Genomic DNA, 14,460 nt, shown 5'->3' with positions numbered 1-14,460 from the left:
TTTTTAGCTTCAGTCCGCGTGGGGGTTCTCGGAGGCAATTGCCACGGCCGCCTGGGCCGGGGTCATGGTGTGGATGGTGTCGGCAATGAAGAGCGCCTTGGTGGCCACGGTCGACAGGAAATCGGGATCATGGGTGACAACCAGCAGGGCCAGGCCGGCGTCCACCTCGGCCCGCAGACGCGTAGCCAGGCGGTGCCTCATGGCGGTGTCCAGGCGCTGTTCGGGCTCATCCAAGACCAGCAAGGAGCGGGGACGGACGAAGGCCGATGCCAGCAGCATCCGTCGCCGTTGTCCGGAGGAAAGGTTGTACGGCCGCGATTTGGCCAAGGTGGAGAGTCCAAAAAACTCCAGCTCGGCGGCGATCACATCTTCGACGTCGTCCACTCCGTGTCCGGCGGAGACGATCGCCAGATGCTCTTCGACAGTGAGAGCCGGGAAAAAGGCGTCGTCGTCGAAGACCACAGCCACTTCGCGACGGAAATCAAGCGTCCTGTCATCTACCTTGCTGCCATTGATCAAGGTAGTTCCGGAGACGGCTTCCAGCTGCCCCACAACGGTTTTAACCACCGTTGACTTGCCGGCGCCGTTGGGTCCCACCAGGGCGAGTGCCTGGCCGGCGTGCAGGCTGAAGCTGACCACCCCACAGACGGCCGTGGTGCCGTAGCCCGCCTGTAATTTCTCTGCGCGGACCACATCCTTGCGGCGTGCGGGAGTGTTGACCGGGGGATTCGTCGTTTTGCTCATCGCTTCGAATTATATGCGCGCCGGTAGAACGTTCAGCCTCCACTTGAAGGTCAAGGCTCAAAACGAATCCGGCGTAAATGGCCAAAATGTGACCCCGGCACCCGGTAACGTAGTACGTGGTAGCGGTGAATCAAGCAAGCGGCGAAAGTGTGGACTGACAGGTGAGCAACGAGCAGGGTTCAATAACTCTCGCAGGCGGCGATGAGGATATTTTGGGACCCACCGGGCGGCCCCTGACCGAATTTCCCGAGCCTCCCGTCCTCACCTCGCACGGACCCGCGCGCATTATTGCCATGGTCAACCAAAAAGGTGGCGTAGGAAAAACGACGTCGACCATCAACTTAGGTGCCGCGCTGGCCGAGGCCGGGCGCAAGGTTCTGCTGGTTGACTTTGACCCGCAGGGCGCGCTTTCAGCAGGCCTGGGCACCAACCCGCACGAGCTGGATCTGACCGTCTACAACGTGTTGATGGACCGCAAGGTGGATATCCGCGACGCGATCTTGCACACAGAGATCGAGAACATTGACATTCTGCCGGCCAACATCGACCTCTCCGCAGCGGAGGTTCAGCTCGTCAACGAGGTGGCCCGCGAGCAGGTCCTGGCTAGCGCGCTGCGCAAGGTGGAGGACAACTACGACGTGGTCCTCATCGACTGCCAGCCGTCCCTGGGACTGCTGACGGTCAATGCGCTGACAGCCGCCCATGGCGTCATCATCCCGCTGATCTGCGAGTTCTTTGCCCTGCGTGCCGTGGCACTGCTGGTGGAAACCATCGACAAGGTTCAGGACCGGCTCAATCCCGGCCTGCAGGTGGACGGCGTCCTGGCCACCATGTACGACGCCCGCACCCTACATGCCCGGGAAGTGCTGGCCCGCCTGGTGGAGGCCTTTGGCGACAAAGTTTTTGAGACGGTCATCAAGCGCACCATTAAGTTCGCCGACGCCTCCGTGGCCGCCGAGCCAATCACCACCTATGCCGCAAACCATCAAGGTGCCGACGCTTACCGGCGCCTCGCCAAGGAACTGATCGCCCGTGGCGGCGCACCCTAAACTCGATACCCACGAACACGCCGCGGGGATCGCGGTGCCTACCGAGCCGGAGCACGCAGTTGCTGCCCCTCGGCGCTTTGAAGTCCGGCTGGAGAACTTCACCGGCCCCTTTGACCTGCTCCTGGGCCTGATCTCCAAGCACGAAATGGACATCACGGACGTTGCCATCGCCACCGTCACCGACGAGTTCATCAGCTACCTCAAAGCCTTGCAGGAGCTAGGCGAAGAATGGGCACTGGATGAGGCCAGCGAATTCCTGGTCCTGGCTGCGACCCTTCTGGATCTGAAGGCCGCCCGCCTGCTCCCTGCTGGGGAAGTGGAGAACGACGACGACTTGGCGCTCCTAGAGGCCCGGGACCTCTTGTTCGCACGGCTTTTGCAGTATAAGGCGTTCAAGGAAGTGGCGTCCCTGATGGGTACCGAGCTGGAACGCGAAGCCAAGCGCTTCCCCCGGCTGGTGGGACTGGAGCAGCAATTTGCCGCCCTGTTGCCTGAGCTGGTTTGGCGCCACACACCGGAACAATTCGCCGAACTGGCCGGCAAAGCCATGGAAGCGAAGCAAGGCCCCGCCACTGAGGTTGGGCTGGCGCATTTGCACGCGCCAGCAGTCAGCGTCCGCGAACAGGCGGCCATACTGACAGCAATGCTGACAGCCGGAATGCCCGGTGTGGGGGAGCCCGGGGCCAGCGGCTGGGTGGGCCAGCAGTTCCCCTTTCAAGCGCTCACCGCTGACGCGCGGGACAATATGGTGGTCATTGCCAGGTTCCTTGCCCTCTTGGAATTGTTCCGTGACGCAGTCATCTCCTTCGAACAGAGCCAACCCCTGGGTCAGCTGCTTGTGCGCTGGAGTGCAGGGGTCCGCGAAAACCTGCTCACCGACAGCGATTTCGACGATGAGCACGAATCAATCGACCAGAACCTGTACGTAGCGGAGGTAAGCCCATGAGTGCCGAATACGAGCCTGAACAGCCCACAGGGGCAGACGCTCCCTGTGGCCAGGGTATTCCGGCAGGGCTGTTGGAAGAGGCCGCCGGAGTCCGGGCGGCACTGGAAGCGGTGCTCATGGTGATCGATGAGCCGGTCACCGAGGAGCAGCTGGCTGCGGTGGTGGGACTGCCCGCGGCCACCATACGTGACCAATTGCACGAACTGGCCAGGGAGTACGACGGCTATACTAGGGAAGGTGACGCCATACCGGTGCGCGGTTTTGAACTTCGGCAACTTGCCGGAGGTTGGCGTGTTTATTCGCGCCCCGCCTACGCCGATATCGTGTCACAGTTTGTTGTGGACGGCCAGACGGCCCGGCTCACGCAGGCGGCCTTGGAGACTTTGGCGGTAATTGCTTACCGCCAACCTGTTTCGCGGGCCCGGGTTTCCGCCATTCGTGGCGTAAACGTGGACTCGGTGGTGAGGACGTTGGCGCAGCGCGGCTTGATTGAGGAAGTGGGCACCGACCCGGTGTCAGGGGCATTTTTGTACCGCACCACAGCGTACTTTCTGGAACGGTTGGGGATTGGGAGCGTGGATGAGTTGCCGCAGATTGCACAGCACTTGCCTGGCCTGGAAAACCTCCATGAAATCGAGAATGCGCTCCAGTAGCCACGCGCAATTTCACCCCCCGCAACACCCCTGAATGACCTGAAATACCCACACTTTTAGCACCACAACATTTAGCATTAAGGACAAACCAATGACACCGTCGCCCCGTTCCGGGAGCTCTTCCGGGCAGAACCAGCCGCGAGGCGGCAACCCGCGCTCCGGCGCCCCCAAATCGGGCGGATACAAGGGCGGCTCCGGCGCCCCCCGCTCCGGTGGTGCTCCCCGCTCGGGTGCCCCGCGCACCGGCGGCGCACCCCGCTCAGGCGCCCCGCGCTCCGGTGGCTTCGAGAGCGCTCCGCGCTCCGGTGGCTTTGACAGGACAGAAGCACCGCGCGTCCAGCGCGCCCCGGGTTCCGGTGCCCCTCGCACCGGCGGTACCGGAGCACCCAAGTCGGGCAGCAAGTTCGGCGGCCCCCGCACGGGTGCCAGCTCCTTCGGCGCCCGGGCAGCTGCCCGCGCCGGAACGGGCGCTCAGCGGCCTTCACAGCGCGGTGCCAAGCCGTACAAGAACGAGCAGTACGGGCGCAACATGGGCCCGGTCAAGAACCGTCCCACCGAGCAGAACCGTCGCCCGGAAACCACCACCGACGACGTTGACATTCACAATGCCGAGGGTGTGCGCCTGCAGAAGGTCATGGCCATGGCAGGTGTGGCGTCCCGCCGCCTGTGCGAGGACATGATCCTTGAGGGCCGCGTTCAGGTTGACGGCGTCACCGTCTCCCAGCTCGGTTTGCGCGTGGACCCGGAAACCGTGGACATCGCCGTGGACGGCATGACCATCCAGACCAACGAATCAATGGTCTACATGGTCTTCAACAAGCCCAAGGGCGTTGTCTCCACCATGGAAGACCCCGAGGGTCGCCCGTGCATCGCCGACTTCTTGAAGAAGCGCCAGGCTCGTGAGCGCCTCTTCCACGTGGGCCGTCTGGACACGAATACCGAAGGCTTGCTGCTGTTGACCAACGACGGCGAGCTTGCCAACCGTCTGAGCCACCCCAAGTATGGTGTTCCCAAGACGTACCTGGTGCAGGTCCGCGGGCCGATGGCACAGGGCATTGGTGCCCAGCTCAAGGACGGCGTGGAGCTCGAAGACGGCTGGCAGAAGGTTGACTCCTTCCGTCTGGTTGACTCCACCCCGGGCCACGTCCTGGCCGAGGTTGTTCTGCACTCCGGCAAGAACCGCATTGTGCGCCGCATGTTCGACGCTGTCGGTTACCCGGTAGAGCGCCTTGTCCGCGTCAAGTTCGGCCCCATCGCCCTGGGCGACCAGCGCCAGGGCAGTGTCCGTATCCTGGGTCGCCACGAAGTAGGCCACCTCATGGCAGAAGTGGGAATGTAGGCAGCGAATGAACCCTTCGCATCTGCTCGGACCGGTGCTGGTGCTCGGCAGCGGGCTGCTGGGCGCCAGCATTGGTCTGGGCCTGCGGGCACACGGCATCGACGTGATCGTTTCCGATCCGTCCCCGTCGGCGCAGGCCGTCGCCGTTGATATTGGCGCCGGTCGGGCCTTTGACGTGTCCGAGAACCTGGCCCCCGAGCTTGTGGTGGTCGCCGCGCCGCCGGACGTCAGTGCAACGGTAGTGGCAGCGGCCCTCACAACGTACCCCGGCGCCGTCGTGGTTGATATTGCCAGCGTGAAGGTGGCCATTGCCACCGAACTTGCGGCACTTCTTGGCCCGGACAGCGAACTTCTTCAACGCTATGTGGGCACACACCCCATGGCCGGGCGCGAACGATCTGGCCCCGTTGCTGCTCGCGGGGAACTGTTCAACTCGATGCCGTGGGTGCTGTGTGCCTCGGAGGTTAGTTCCAAGCATGCCGTGAAGGTGGCCCACTCCCTGGCCATCGACCTGAACGCGGTGGTGTTTAGATTCAGCCCTGAGGAACACGACTCGGCTGTGGCCCTTGTCAGCCACCTGCCCCAGGTGATGTCCTCACTGGTGGCCAGCAGGCTGGCGGAGACACCCGCACATGCACTCTCGCTGGCTGGCAACGGCCTGCGGGATGTCACGCGCATTGCCGCCAGCGATCCCGCCCTCTGGGTGCAAATCCTGGGTGCCAATGCGCCAAGGCTACTGGAAATCGTCAAGGGAGTTCGCACGGACTTGGACCGGCTGATCAACACGCTCAGCGCGCCCACAGCACCCGGCGCACGGCTTGACCTGGCGCAGCTGATGGCCGAGGGCAACGCCGGGCAGAGCCGGATCCCCGGAAAGCACGGCGGCCCGGCCCAGCAATACACCTGGCTGACAGTGTTGGTCGATGACAAGCCCGGGCAGATTGCGAAGTTGTTGACGGAGATCGGTGCGATCGGCGTCAACGTTGAGGATCTCAGACTTGACCACTCGGCAGGCTTGCAAGTGGGCATGGTGGAACTTTCGGTACTCCCGTCCAAGCGTGTGAGCTTGGTGGAGGACCTCACTGATCGTGGTTGGAAGGTAATTTTGTGAGTGGCAGCGAAGTGACTGACATGTTTGTCTCGTTCCCCGAGCCGGTGCTCCAGCCAGTGCCAGTCCGGGCAACCGAACATATCCGCCTGGGCAAGCCTTTGGTGATCGCCATTGACGGCCCGTCCGGCTCCGGCAAATCCAGTGTCAGCAAGGAAGTGGCGCGCAGGCTTGGCCTGGCGTTCCTTGACACCGGAGCCATGTACCGGGCGCTCACGTGGCATTGCCTCAACGCCAGGATCGGTTTGACGAACTCCGCCGCCGTCGAAGCCGCCGCCCGCACCATGCGATTTGAGCAGAGCCTGACCCCCGACGACGAATTCGTCAAGGTCAACGGCATCAACGTCACCGGTCCCATTCGCGACCCGGAAATCTCCAAAAACGTCAGCGCCGTGGCCACCAACCTTGGCGCCCGCAAGGAACTGGTGCGCCGCCAGCAGGCCATCATTGCGGACTGCAACCACCGCATTGTTGTGGAGGGGCGCGACATCACCACGGTGGTGGCACCTCAGGCGGAGGCCCGGCTGATCCTGACTGCCAGCGAGGAAGCCCGTATGCGACGCCGGGGACTCCAGCTGGGTGGTACTCAGAGCGCCGCCCAGTTGGCCGAGCAGGTTCTGGCCCGCGACGCCAAGGATTCAACCGTGGTGGATTTCCAACGCGCCGCCGACGGTGTCTACACAGTGGATTCATCGGACTTGGACTTTGCCCAAACCGTGGACGCCGTCATCAACGTGGTGCGCAAGGCAGTGAACGAGGCCCCGACGGCATGAGCAAGTTGGAGTCAACGGTTACTCCGGCGCTGCGCACCATCGCTGGAGCGCCGCCGCGCTGGAAAACGCGCTGGAGCCGTCCGCTGGGACGCGTGCTGGATCATGTGGTCTACCGCACCAGCGTTCATGGCCGCGAAAACATCCCCACGCACGGCCCGGTCGTGTTCGCCGCCAACCACCTGAGCTACCTTGACGGCCCGGTGATGGTCGGTGCCTCCAGCCGCTACATGCATGTCATGGTGCGCCACGACATGTTCAAGGGGTTTCTGGGCTGGGTTCTTGCATCATCCGGACAGATCCCCGTGAACCGGGCAGGGGATCGCGCCGCCTTGCAACACGCCAAGGCTGTGCTGGATCGAGGAGACTGCGTGGGCATTCTTCCCGAAGGTACCCGGGGGACCGGAGACGCCGCCACCATGAACGGCGGGGTGGCCTGGTTGGCACTGAACTCAGGTGCCGCCGTCGTTCCCGTTGCCATCCTGGGAACCCGGGTTGGCAACGAACATCGTGACACAATTCCCCGCCCACGCCGGCATCTGCACGTGGTGTTTGGGGAGCCCCTGAAAATTGCGCGTGAGCCTGGAGTTTCCGGCCGTGTTTCAATGGACAGGGCAACCGAAAAAATCCGCCTGCGCCTAGCTGGCCATATTGAGGCCGCTACGGCCGCTACGGGCCGGGATTTACCTGCGGATGACGACCTACTTTCAAAGCATAAAGGACAGTAACCATGAGCGACTCCAAGTCTGCCACGCGCCCCGATGAGGGTGAGTTCAGTCACCAGGACTACGTACCCACGGGTACTGACCATATTGCCGAGAGGTTGGCGGAAATCTCCGACGAGGACGCCGACACCCGCGCCGCCGGCCTGCTAGCGGGCCTGGCCAGCTACGAGCTCGACGAAGAAGATGCCGCGCTGCTCGCTGGCGAATTCGACGACGGCACCAGCGAAGACGCCCTGCGCCAGGACCCCGTCCTGGCGATCGTGGGACGGCCCAACGTCGGCAAGTCCACGCTGGTCAACCGCATCCTGGGCCGCCGCGAAGCCGTGGTGGAGGATACCCCCGGAGTTACCCGTGACCGTGTGCAGTACTCGGCCGACTGGAACGGACGCAACTTCACCCTGGTGGACACCGGTGGCTGGGAGCGCGACGCCAAGGGCATCCACCTGCGCGTGGCCGAGCAGGCCGAAATTGCCGTGGAAATGGCCGACGCCGTTCTGCTGGTTGTTGACGCTGTTGTGGGCATCACCGCCTCCGATGAGGCAATTGTGCGGATGCTGCGCAAGTCCAAGAAGCCGGTCATCCTGGTCGGCAACAAGGTCGATGACCTGGTCCAGGAAGCCGATGCCGCCACCCTGTGGGGTCTTGGCCTGGGGGAGCCGCACCCGGTTTCCGCCGTCCACGGCCGTGGTGTTGCCGACATGCTTGACCGTGTCATGGAAGTTCTGCCCGAGTTCTCCGCCGTCGCCGGCGTAGAGCGCACCGGCGGGCCGCGCCGCGTGGCCCTGATCGGCCGCCCGAACGTGGGCAAGTCCTCCCTGCTGAACAAGCTGGCCGGCACCGAGCGCGTCGTAGTTGACAACGTTGCCGGCACCACCCGTGACCCGGTTGATGAGCTCATTGAGCTTGGCGACCGCACCTGGCGTTTCGTGGACACCGCAGGTATCCGTCGTCGTCAGCACATGGCACAGGGTGCCGACTTCTACGCCTCCCTGCGCACCCAGGGTGCCCTGGAAAAGGCCGAAGTGGCCTTGGTGCTGCTGGCCGTGGACGAGGTCATGAGCGAGCAGGATGTGCGCATCCTTCAGCTGGCTATCGAATCCGGCCGTGCATTGGTGCTGGCGTTCAACAAGTGGGACCTGCTGGACGACGAACGCCGCAAGTACCTGGAACGTGAAATCGAGCAGGACCTGGCCCACGTTGAGTGGGCACCTCGGGTCAACATTTCAGCCAAGACCGGCTGGCACAAGGACAAGCTGGTTCCTGCCCTGGACCTGGCCCTGGAAAACTGGGACCGCCGCATCCCCACAGGCCGCCTGAACGCGTTCCTGGGAGAGCTCGTCTCCGAGCACCCCCACCCGGTGCGTGGCGGTAAGCAGCCCCGTATCCTCTTCGGCACCCAGGCCTCCAGCCGCCCGCCGAAGTTCGTGCTGTTCACCAGCGGCTTCCTGGATGCCGGCTACCGCCGCTTCATCACCCGCCGTCTGCGTGAAACGTTCGGCTTCGAAGGCACCCCCATCGAGGTCAGCATGCGTGTGCGCGAAAAGCGCAGCCGCAAGAAGTAGAGAGTTTCTGGCCTCTCAGGGTCCATCCTTCACCTTGGACGGACCCTGAGATGGCCATCACACCGGAATTGGTCAGACTGGCCGAAAATATGGGGTAAACTTTTTCCGGTGGTTCAGCCACGGGAGATCTCTTCCGGATGTTGAACTTTCGGGCTGTAGCGCAGCTTGGTAGCGCACTTGACTGGGGGTCAAGGGGTCGCAGGTTCAAATCCTGTCAGCCCGACCGAACAAAAACCGCTCAAACACTGGGAAGTAGCCAGGGTTTGAGCGGTTTTTTGTTGCCCAAAAAATCCCATTGGGGGCCGGGAGTAAAATTCTGCCATGGACAGCAGGGAGATCGGCAAGCGGGAGCAGCAAGAACCGGACACCGGGATTGCGGCACACGGCGACGCTGCGTGGACGCTGCCGGAAGCCATGACGGGCAGAGCAAGTCCCGCGAAGGCGGCGGTCGGAGACAAACCGGTCTTTGCCTATATCGCCAGCCTGCCGCAGCCGCAGCGCGGCATCGTAGAGGCGGTGGATGCGCTGGCAACCAAGACGCTGCCCGGGCTGCAACGCTCGGTGAAATGGGGCATGGCCTACTACGGCGTCGGCGACGGCTGGTGCTTCAGCTGCGGGGGCTTCGCCGGCCACGTCAAGCTCATGTTTATCAATGGCGCCGCACTCGAGCCCGTGCCGCCTGTGACGCCGGTGGGGATGGGCAAGTCAACGCGGGGTGTGGAGCTCATATCCGTGGAAGAGCTAGGGGAACCTCAGATTGCGGAGTGGATGAAACAGGTCGCTTCCGTGCCCGGCGTCGGGGGCAAGAAGCGCTCGTGATTGCCCCTGCCGCGCCCGGTCCCCGTTCTCGCTACCGGTAGAACCGTAGCGAGAACGGGGAGCGGGCGCGAGAATCAGCCCGCAGCTGTTTTTGCACATTCTTTCGCGAACACCAGCTGTGAGCGTTGAAGCTCCTGGCCGGCGAGGTGGAAGTCGATGCAGTGACCGGATCCGAGTGCCAGTGCCGTGTCGACCGACGCAGCCGAGGTGAAACCTGCCCCGAACTTCTCGATCTCGGCCTGGTTGGTGATCCACAGTGCGTCAAACTCGCCCTGGCGGTGATGCACAGGGACACTTACGCGCCCGCAGATCTCGGCCTGGCGCTCGATCCAGCCGCCGGTAATGTCCAAGAGCTCGGCCTTGGGCACCAGCGTATTCGACGGGTAGCTCGCGGCGGGCATGTCGCTGGCGTAGGAGCCCGCGGGACCGAACATGACCTGGTCCTTCATGGGGACGGGAAGATCGATCATCGGGATGGGCGGCAACGCCTCCCATGCGGCACGTGACTCTTGGGGAACATTGTTGAGGCAGCCGGAGATGGCGAGCCCCAGGAGCGGCCATGGGGGCTGTAACGCCGCGACAGCCGTCGCAACAGCGCTGCCAATGGAGTGCCCGAGCAACACAACCCCGGAGGCACCTTCGCCATATTTCTCCCAAATCGAGCCAATCGCAGCACTTAGCACCTCGGCGTTGTCGAGGATGATCGAATCTTCGCTCTCAAGGGGGCTGGAGTCGACGTAGTTCGGCCGGTCCAGGGCAATGAGGGGGACACCTTGCGCTGTTGCGTTCTCGATCAGTGAATGGCCGGGAATGTCGAAGTACTCCGAGGTGTACGTGCCACCGTGGAGGGCGACGACGAGGGGTGCACCATCGGCTGTCTCAACGGTGCCGATGTTCGTGCGTCCGCTGTAACTACGGTCGCCTGCAGTGTGGGTAAACGGGGTGGACATCGTTGTCCTTTCTGGTTGTGGTGGTTTCGCCTCAGGTGGCGGGGAGTGCTTGGCGAACCGTGGACGCAGTTTCAAGCGAACCGGCAAGGTCCCTATTGGTGGCCCGGAGGGCCAAGATGCCGGCGCCCTTGAATTCCGGTGCGAGGTCTTCGGGGCGGGTGATCACCAGGAAGTGAAAGTGCGGGTAGTTCTCACCAAAGCTCATGAAGTAGACCGTGGGTGCGCCTGTCGCGGCCTGAATCGCAGCGGCAATCCGCTTGGACACGACGCCGAACCCCGCAGCCTCCTGCGCGGTTAGTCCGTCCCATCCCTCGGCATGTCGGCGCAGCCGCAAGATGAACCAGCCAGGGACGTCGTATCCCTCGGCAACGTCGCACGACCACGTCTCATCGCGGTAGACGACGGCCGCGTCATCGGCGCTCTCCAGGTCGCAGGGCAGGCACTCGCTCACGAGGCTACCCCCGCCTGCTCCAGCGTTTCCGCCAGGAACGCCTCGATGGTACGGGGTGGACGGCCGGTGACCTGCTCGAGAGTGTCTGTTACGAATGCGGATTCGCCCGCCGCAAAAAGCTCGTACATCTCTAGGAAGTGTTCGGCCTCCCAACCGGGCACTCCGCGTTGAAGCAACGAGGCACGGACCTGTGCGGGTGCTGCATCGACCACGGGTGCGGGCTCGTAGACGCCCACAAGCTTGGAAAGCTGAGGGTACGTCACGGCGCGTGGGCCCGTGAGTTCGAGCGTTTGGCCATCCCAATCGTGGCGGGTGAGTACCTGCGCGGCAACGGCGCCGACGTCGCGGGCGTCAATGAGGCTGATGCCGGCCTGGCCGATCGCGTTGATGATTGATCCCGTGGCGCGTAGCTGGCCCAGCATGAGCTGCCCCACGAGCACTTGCATGAACGAGTTTGGCCGCAGAATCACAAACGGCTGGCCGCTTTCCTGCAAGACACGCTCGATCTCCCAATGCTGGCGGCATACGTGCGGACCATCGGGGGTAATGGCGCTGCTCGTGCCGGACAATTTGACGATCCGTATCCCGCTGCGGCGCAATTCTCGGATGACACCGAGCTGAACATTGGCCATGCCAAAGCTGTGCGGAGAGAGCAGGAAAACCGAGTCAACGCCGTCGGTGGCAGTATCCAATACGGCAGGGTCTGACATGTCGCCCGCGATGACCTCAACGGCGTCGCCGAAAAGTGTGTGGGCCTTATCGGCGTCACGCACTACAACGCGCGGCGTCTGGCCCAGGGCGATGAGTTCATGGACAACGTGCGGGCCGATATTGCCCGTCGCGCCTAGTACAAGAGCAGACACCAATGTCCTCCTTGGTTGGAAACGATATGTGCGACGATAGCGGATATATTCTTTGACCGCCAGAGTTTTCTTAACCCTCAGCTCCGGAACTAGGAGGGGTTGGGGAACGTCAAAGTAACCAGTGTGCTTGCTCGTCGCAAACCAGTAAGGGAGCGGCCAAGCCGCGTAATTCTCCACGCATGTGCAATGGTGGACGACGTCGGTCAGGCCGGGGCGTCGTTCGCTTCCACGCGCTGGATGTAGTCCCGGATGCGCACCTCGTTGGCGTGTAAGTGCTCGGTCAGGGCTGCCGCCATGGCCTCGGCGTCGCTGCCAAGCGCGACGTCGAGCAGCAGCCGGTGGGTGTCATAGCGGCGCTGACGCTCGCCTTGATTGATAAGTGCCGGATCAAACACGAGGTAGGTATAGCGTTCGGCCGCAATCCACAGCGTCTGAAGAATCCGATCGTCCCACTCGGTGGCGGCCGGATGCACGAGGGCCGCGTGAAAATCATAGTGCGCCTGCCAGGCCACCTCGGGGTCATGGTCACGGGACCTTTCCAGGAGCCGTTCGAGCTCCTGGACATGCTCCGGGGTGTGGCAACCAACAGAGGCCGCAGCGAGCGACGGTTCCAGGACGTAGCGGAGCCGGTAAATGGCCTCCATGTCGGTGGCTGTGAGCGTCGCGACCGTCGCGCTGCGCGCTTGGCGCAGGACGATCAAGCCCTGTGCCTCGAGGCGGCGCAGGGCTTCACGGATCGGTATGTGGCTGACCCCGAGTTGGCTGGCTAAATCTCGGATAGAGAATTGCTGCCCGGGTGCCAGGGCTCCTGTGAGAACGGCCCGGCGGATCTCGGCCGTGACCAGATCGACAGCCGAACTGTTCTGTGACACCACCGAGCGCAATTGCTGGCCTTCTGCCGTCATGGCCGACTCCTTCGTGGTGCGGGTTTGGGCACTACACGCGCTCGCCCTTTACCTACGGAGAATCCCGCAGCTAAAATATAGCTTATATCCAGCCAAGGGAGCCGTGATTAGGCATGACCGCAACCGCCAGTCCAGCGATCGGCTCGGTACAGCTAGTGACGGAGCCGGCCGTGCCATGGCTTTCACTATTGCAGCCGAGCATGGCCGGAGGGCACCTTCAGTCGGCCAGCAATGGGGCGCAGTTTTCGCGTGTGGTTCGCGCAGTTGGTGTTGACGCCGCCCATTGGGCTGTCGAGATTGGCCAACAGGCTGCCGAACGGGTCACCGCGCAGATCCCCGGGCACGTTTCCGACGGCGGGTTCGACGTACTGCGAATGGGTACCGAGTCCACCACCATGCAGCTGCTGATGACGCTCGCCGGCGACGAGCTTGACGCTCCGGTCACCTCCGACTCATTGGGAGGCATCCCCGACTTCGTCAGGCGCGGTGTGAGCCTGGATGAGTTGCTGCGAGGCATCCAGCTAGGCCATTCTGTGATCGCGGCGGCTTTCCTGGCGGAGTGTGCCAGGCTGGGCGACGCCGGGCACCGGCACGAGCAGATGCGAACGCTCTCCCAGCAAACATTCGCGTTCTTCGACGCCTTCTCAACCCAGATGGCCACCTCATATCGCGAGGAACAGATTCGCTGGACGCAGAGCGAGGCCGCGTCACGGCTGACAATCGTCCAGGAAATTGTCCGGGGGCACGATCAGCCGCTTGAGGTCACCTCACGGCACCTGCGTTACGACCTCACCCGCACACACCTGGCCCTGGTTGTTTGGAGCTCGGCACGCACCCTCGACGCCGACCAGGATGCGCTGCATGAGGCCGCCTGTGAGCTGCTGCGGCAGGCCGGGTGCCAACAGAAGCTTGTGTTGTCGGTGAGCCTGGGCGTGGTGTGGGCCTGGGCAACGCCGAAGGCCGATGGTAAAGAGCTGGGGAAACGGCTCGCCGCAGCATCCCTCCCCGCCGACGTACACGCAGTTTTTGGTGTCCCCGGTCGAGGAGTGGGCGGCTTTCGCACATCCCATGAGGATGCGCAGGCAGCATTTACCTTGCGCTCGCAGAAACCGGGCGATCAAGCGGTGACACCCTATGGGGATCTGGACCTGCTCTCACTGTTGCTTGCCGACCCCGACAGGGCCCTGCGCTTCGCCCGGCGCGAGCTCGGTGAGCTTTCCGCCTACGAACCCAACGTTGTGGAGCTGCGCCGGACACTTGCGGTGTACCTCGAGGAGGGTGGCAGCCCGCAGGGCGCCGCCCAACGGTTGAAGATCTCACGCAACACGGTCAGCTATCGGGTACGCCGGGCCGAGGAAATACTCGGGCGCGGGCTCGGGGTCCGGCGCCAGCATCTGCAGGCGGCCCTTGTCATCCTTGAAGAATGCCTCAGGGAACCACCGGCCAAAGCCTGAGACTGCAGCTCAACCTGGGCCGAGAGCGCAAAATGAGTTCCCAATTGGGCTCAAAGCCACATTGGAGGATGTGATTCGTGCGCGCAGCACTAGCCGAACTGTGGTTGGGGCACGTTGAATGG

15 protein-coding genes and 1 tRNA gene are annotated in these 14,460 nt (G+C 63.3%); 11 read left to right on the top strand and 5 right to left on the bottom strand.

From position 1 onward, the window contains the following. Nucleotides 1-9 precede the first annotated feature (9 nt). Nucleotides 10-744, bottom strand: a complete 735-nt coding sequence (locus CXQ94_RS17560) for an ABC transporter ATP-binding protein (RefSeq protein WP_104091879.1) — start codon at nt 742-744, stop codon at nt 10-12. Between the two features lie 161 nt (nt 745-905). On the opposite strand from CXQ94_RS17560, the gene CXQ94_RS17555 reads away from it, so the two are divergent. From CXQ94_RS17555 to CXQ94_RS17510, 10 genes are all read left to right on the top strand, one after another. After that, complete coding sequence (locus tag CXQ94_RS17555) at nt 906-1,793, top strand: ParA family protein (protein ID WP_104091878.1); 888 nt, start codon at nt 906-908, stop codon at nt 1,791-1,793. Nucleotides 1,794-1,827: 34 nt separating this feature from the next. Next, entirely contained in the window at nt 1,828-2,739 is a 912-nt protein-coding gene (locus CXQ94_RS17550; RefSeq protein WP_258067192.1) for a ScpA family protein, read from the top strand. Further along, a complete protein-coding gene (gene scpB, locus CXQ94_RS17545; protein ID WP_104091877.1) occupies nt 2,736-3,392 on the top strand; it encodes an SMC-Scp complex subunit ScpB in 657 nt (218 codons plus the stop codon). Before CXQ94_RS17550 ends, scpB begins: the two co-directional genes overlap by 4 nt. A gap of 91 nt (nt 3,393-3,483) precedes the next feature. Beyond that, nucleotides 3,484-4,731, top strand: coding sequence for a pseudouridine synthase (locus CXQ94_RS17540; protein ID WP_104091876.1), 1,248 nt, complete (start codon nt 3,484-3,486; stop codon nt 4,729-4,731). A 7-nt stretch (nt 4,732-4,738) separates the two neighbouring features. After that, the gene (locus CXQ94_RS17535) at nt 4,739-5,842 is read left to right on the top strand and encodes a prephenate dehydrogenase (protein ID WP_104091875.1); all 1,104 of its coding nucleotides are present in this window, start codon (nt 4,739-4,741) and stop codon (nt 5,840-5,842) included. A gap of 20 nt (nt 5,843-5,862) precedes the next feature. Next, entirely contained in the window at nt 5,863-6,612 is a 750-nt protein-coding gene (gene cmk / locus CXQ94_RS17530) for a (d)CMP kinase (RefSeq protein WP_104091944.1), read from the top strand. A gap of 83 nt (nt 6,613-6,695) precedes the next feature. Further along, nucleotides 6,696-7,337 (top strand): 1-acyl-sn-glycerol-3-phosphate acyltransferase, encoded by a 642-nt coding sequence (locus CXQ94_RS17525; RefSeq protein WP_258067190.1) that lies wholly within the window; start codon nt 6,696-6,698, stop codon nt 7,335-7,337. Nucleotides 7,338-7,339: 2 nt separating this feature from the next. Beyond that, on the top strand, nt 7,340-8,896 hold the full coding sequence (gene der, locus CXQ94_RS17520) for a ribosome biogenesis GTPase Der (protein ID WP_104091873.1): 1,557 nt from the start codon (nt 7,340-7,342) through the stop codon (nt 8,894-8,896). A gap of 149 nt (nt 8,897-9,045) precedes the next feature. Further along, a tRNA-Pro gene (locus tag CXQ94_RS17515) sits at nt 9,046-9,119 on the top strand. 98 nt (nt 9,120-9,217) lie between these two features. Beyond that, on the top strand, nt 9,218-9,715 hold the full coding sequence (locus tag CXQ94_RS17510) for a DUF1801 domain-containing protein (RefSeq protein ID WP_258067176.1): 498 nt from the start codon (nt 9,218-9,220) through the stop codon (nt 9,713-9,715). A 74-nt stretch (nt 9,716-9,789) separates the two neighbouring features. Here CXQ94_RS17510 and CXQ94_RS17505 read toward each other — a convergent pair whose 3' ends face one another. The 4 genes from CXQ94_RS17505 to CXQ94_RS17490 form a co-directional block, all read right to left on the bottom strand. Beyond that, nucleotides 9,790-10,665: an alpha/beta hydrolase gene (locus tag CXQ94_RS17505; protein ID WP_104091872.1), complete on the bottom strand. Its 876-nt coding sequence runs from the start codon at nt 10,663-10,665 to the stop codon at nt 9,790-9,792. Nucleotides 10,666-10,696: 31 nt separating this feature from the next. Beyond that, nucleotides 10,697-11,116 (bottom strand): hypothetical protein, encoded by a 420-nt coding sequence (locus CXQ94_RS17500; RefSeq protein ID WP_104091871.1) that lies wholly within the window; start codon nt 11,114-11,116, stop codon nt 10,697-10,699. Then, entirely contained in the window at nt 11,113-11,979 is an 867-nt protein-coding gene (locus CXQ94_RS17495) for an NmrA family NAD(P)-binding protein (RefSeq protein WP_181034282.1), read from the bottom strand. Before CXQ94_RS17495 ends, CXQ94_RS17500 begins: the two co-directional genes overlap by 4 nt. Before the next feature lie 203 nt (nt 11,980-12,182). Next, nucleotides 12,183-12,884: a GntR family transcriptional regulator gene (locus CXQ94_RS17490; RefSeq protein ID WP_104091869.1), complete on the bottom strand. Its 702-nt coding sequence runs from the start codon at nt 12,882-12,884 to the stop codon at nt 12,183-12,185. A gap of 113 nt (nt 12,885-12,997) precedes the next feature. Here CXQ94_RS17490 and CXQ94_RS17485 point away from each other — a divergent pair, with 113 nt between their 5' ends. Continuing rightward, nucleotides 12,998-14,338, top strand: coding sequence for a CdaR family transcriptional regulator (locus CXQ94_RS17485; protein ID WP_104091868.1), 1,341 nt, complete (start codon nt 12,998-13,000; stop codon nt 14,336-14,338). Nucleotides 14,339-14,460 lie beyond the last annotated feature (122 nt).

Source organism: Arthrobacter sp. GMC3, from assembly GCF_002929305.1.
GTDB lineage: Bacteria > Actinomycetota > Actinomycetes > Actinomycetales > Micrococcaceae > Specibacter.
This window is presented reverse-complemented; position numbering and strand designations above follow the sequence as displayed.

What these genes read in the sequence shown, in the direction of transcription:
- CXQ94_RS17560 (WP_104091879.1), bottom strand. Translation starts at nt 744, where the DNA reads ATGAGCAAAACGACGAATCCCCCGGTCAACACTCCCGCACGCCGCAAG.
- scpB (WP_104091877.1), top strand. Translation starts at nt 2,736, where the DNA reads ATGAGTGCCGAATACGAGCCTGAACAGCCCACAGGGGCAGACGCTCCC.
- CXQ94_RS17540 (WP_104091876.1), top strand. Translation starts at nt 3,484, where the DNA reads ATGACACCGTCGCCCCGTTCCGGGAGCTCTTCCGGGCAGAACCAGCCG.
- CXQ94_RS17535 (WP_104091875.1), top strand. Translation starts at nt 4,739, where the DNA reads ATGAACCCTTCGCATCTGCTCGGACCGGTGCTGGTGCTCGGCAGCGGG.
- cmk (WP_104091944.1), top strand. Translation starts at nt 5,863, where the DNA reads ATGTTTGTCTCGTTCCCCGAGCCGGTGCTCCAGCCAGTGCCAGTCCGG.
- der (WP_104091873.1), top strand. Translation starts at nt 7,340, where the DNA reads ATGAGCGACTCCAAGTCTGCCACGCGCCCCGATGAGGGTGAGTTCAGT.
- CXQ94_RS17510 (WP_258067176.1), top strand. Translation starts at nt 9,218, where the DNA reads ATGGACAGCAGGGAGATCGGCAAGCGGGAGCAGCAAGAACCGGACACC.
- CXQ94_RS17505 (WP_104091872.1), bottom strand. Translation starts at nt 10,665, where the DNA reads ATGTCCACCCCGTTTACCCACACTGCAGGCGACCGTAGTTACAGCGGA.
- CXQ94_RS17490 (WP_104091869.1), bottom strand. Translation starts at nt 12,884, where the DNA reads ATGACGGCAGAAGGCCAGCAATTGCGCTCGGTGGTGTCACAGAACAGT.
- CXQ94_RS17485 (WP_104091868.1), top strand. Translation starts at nt 12,998, where the DNA reads ATGACCGCAACCGCCAGTCCAGCGATCGGCTCGGTACAGCTAGTGACG.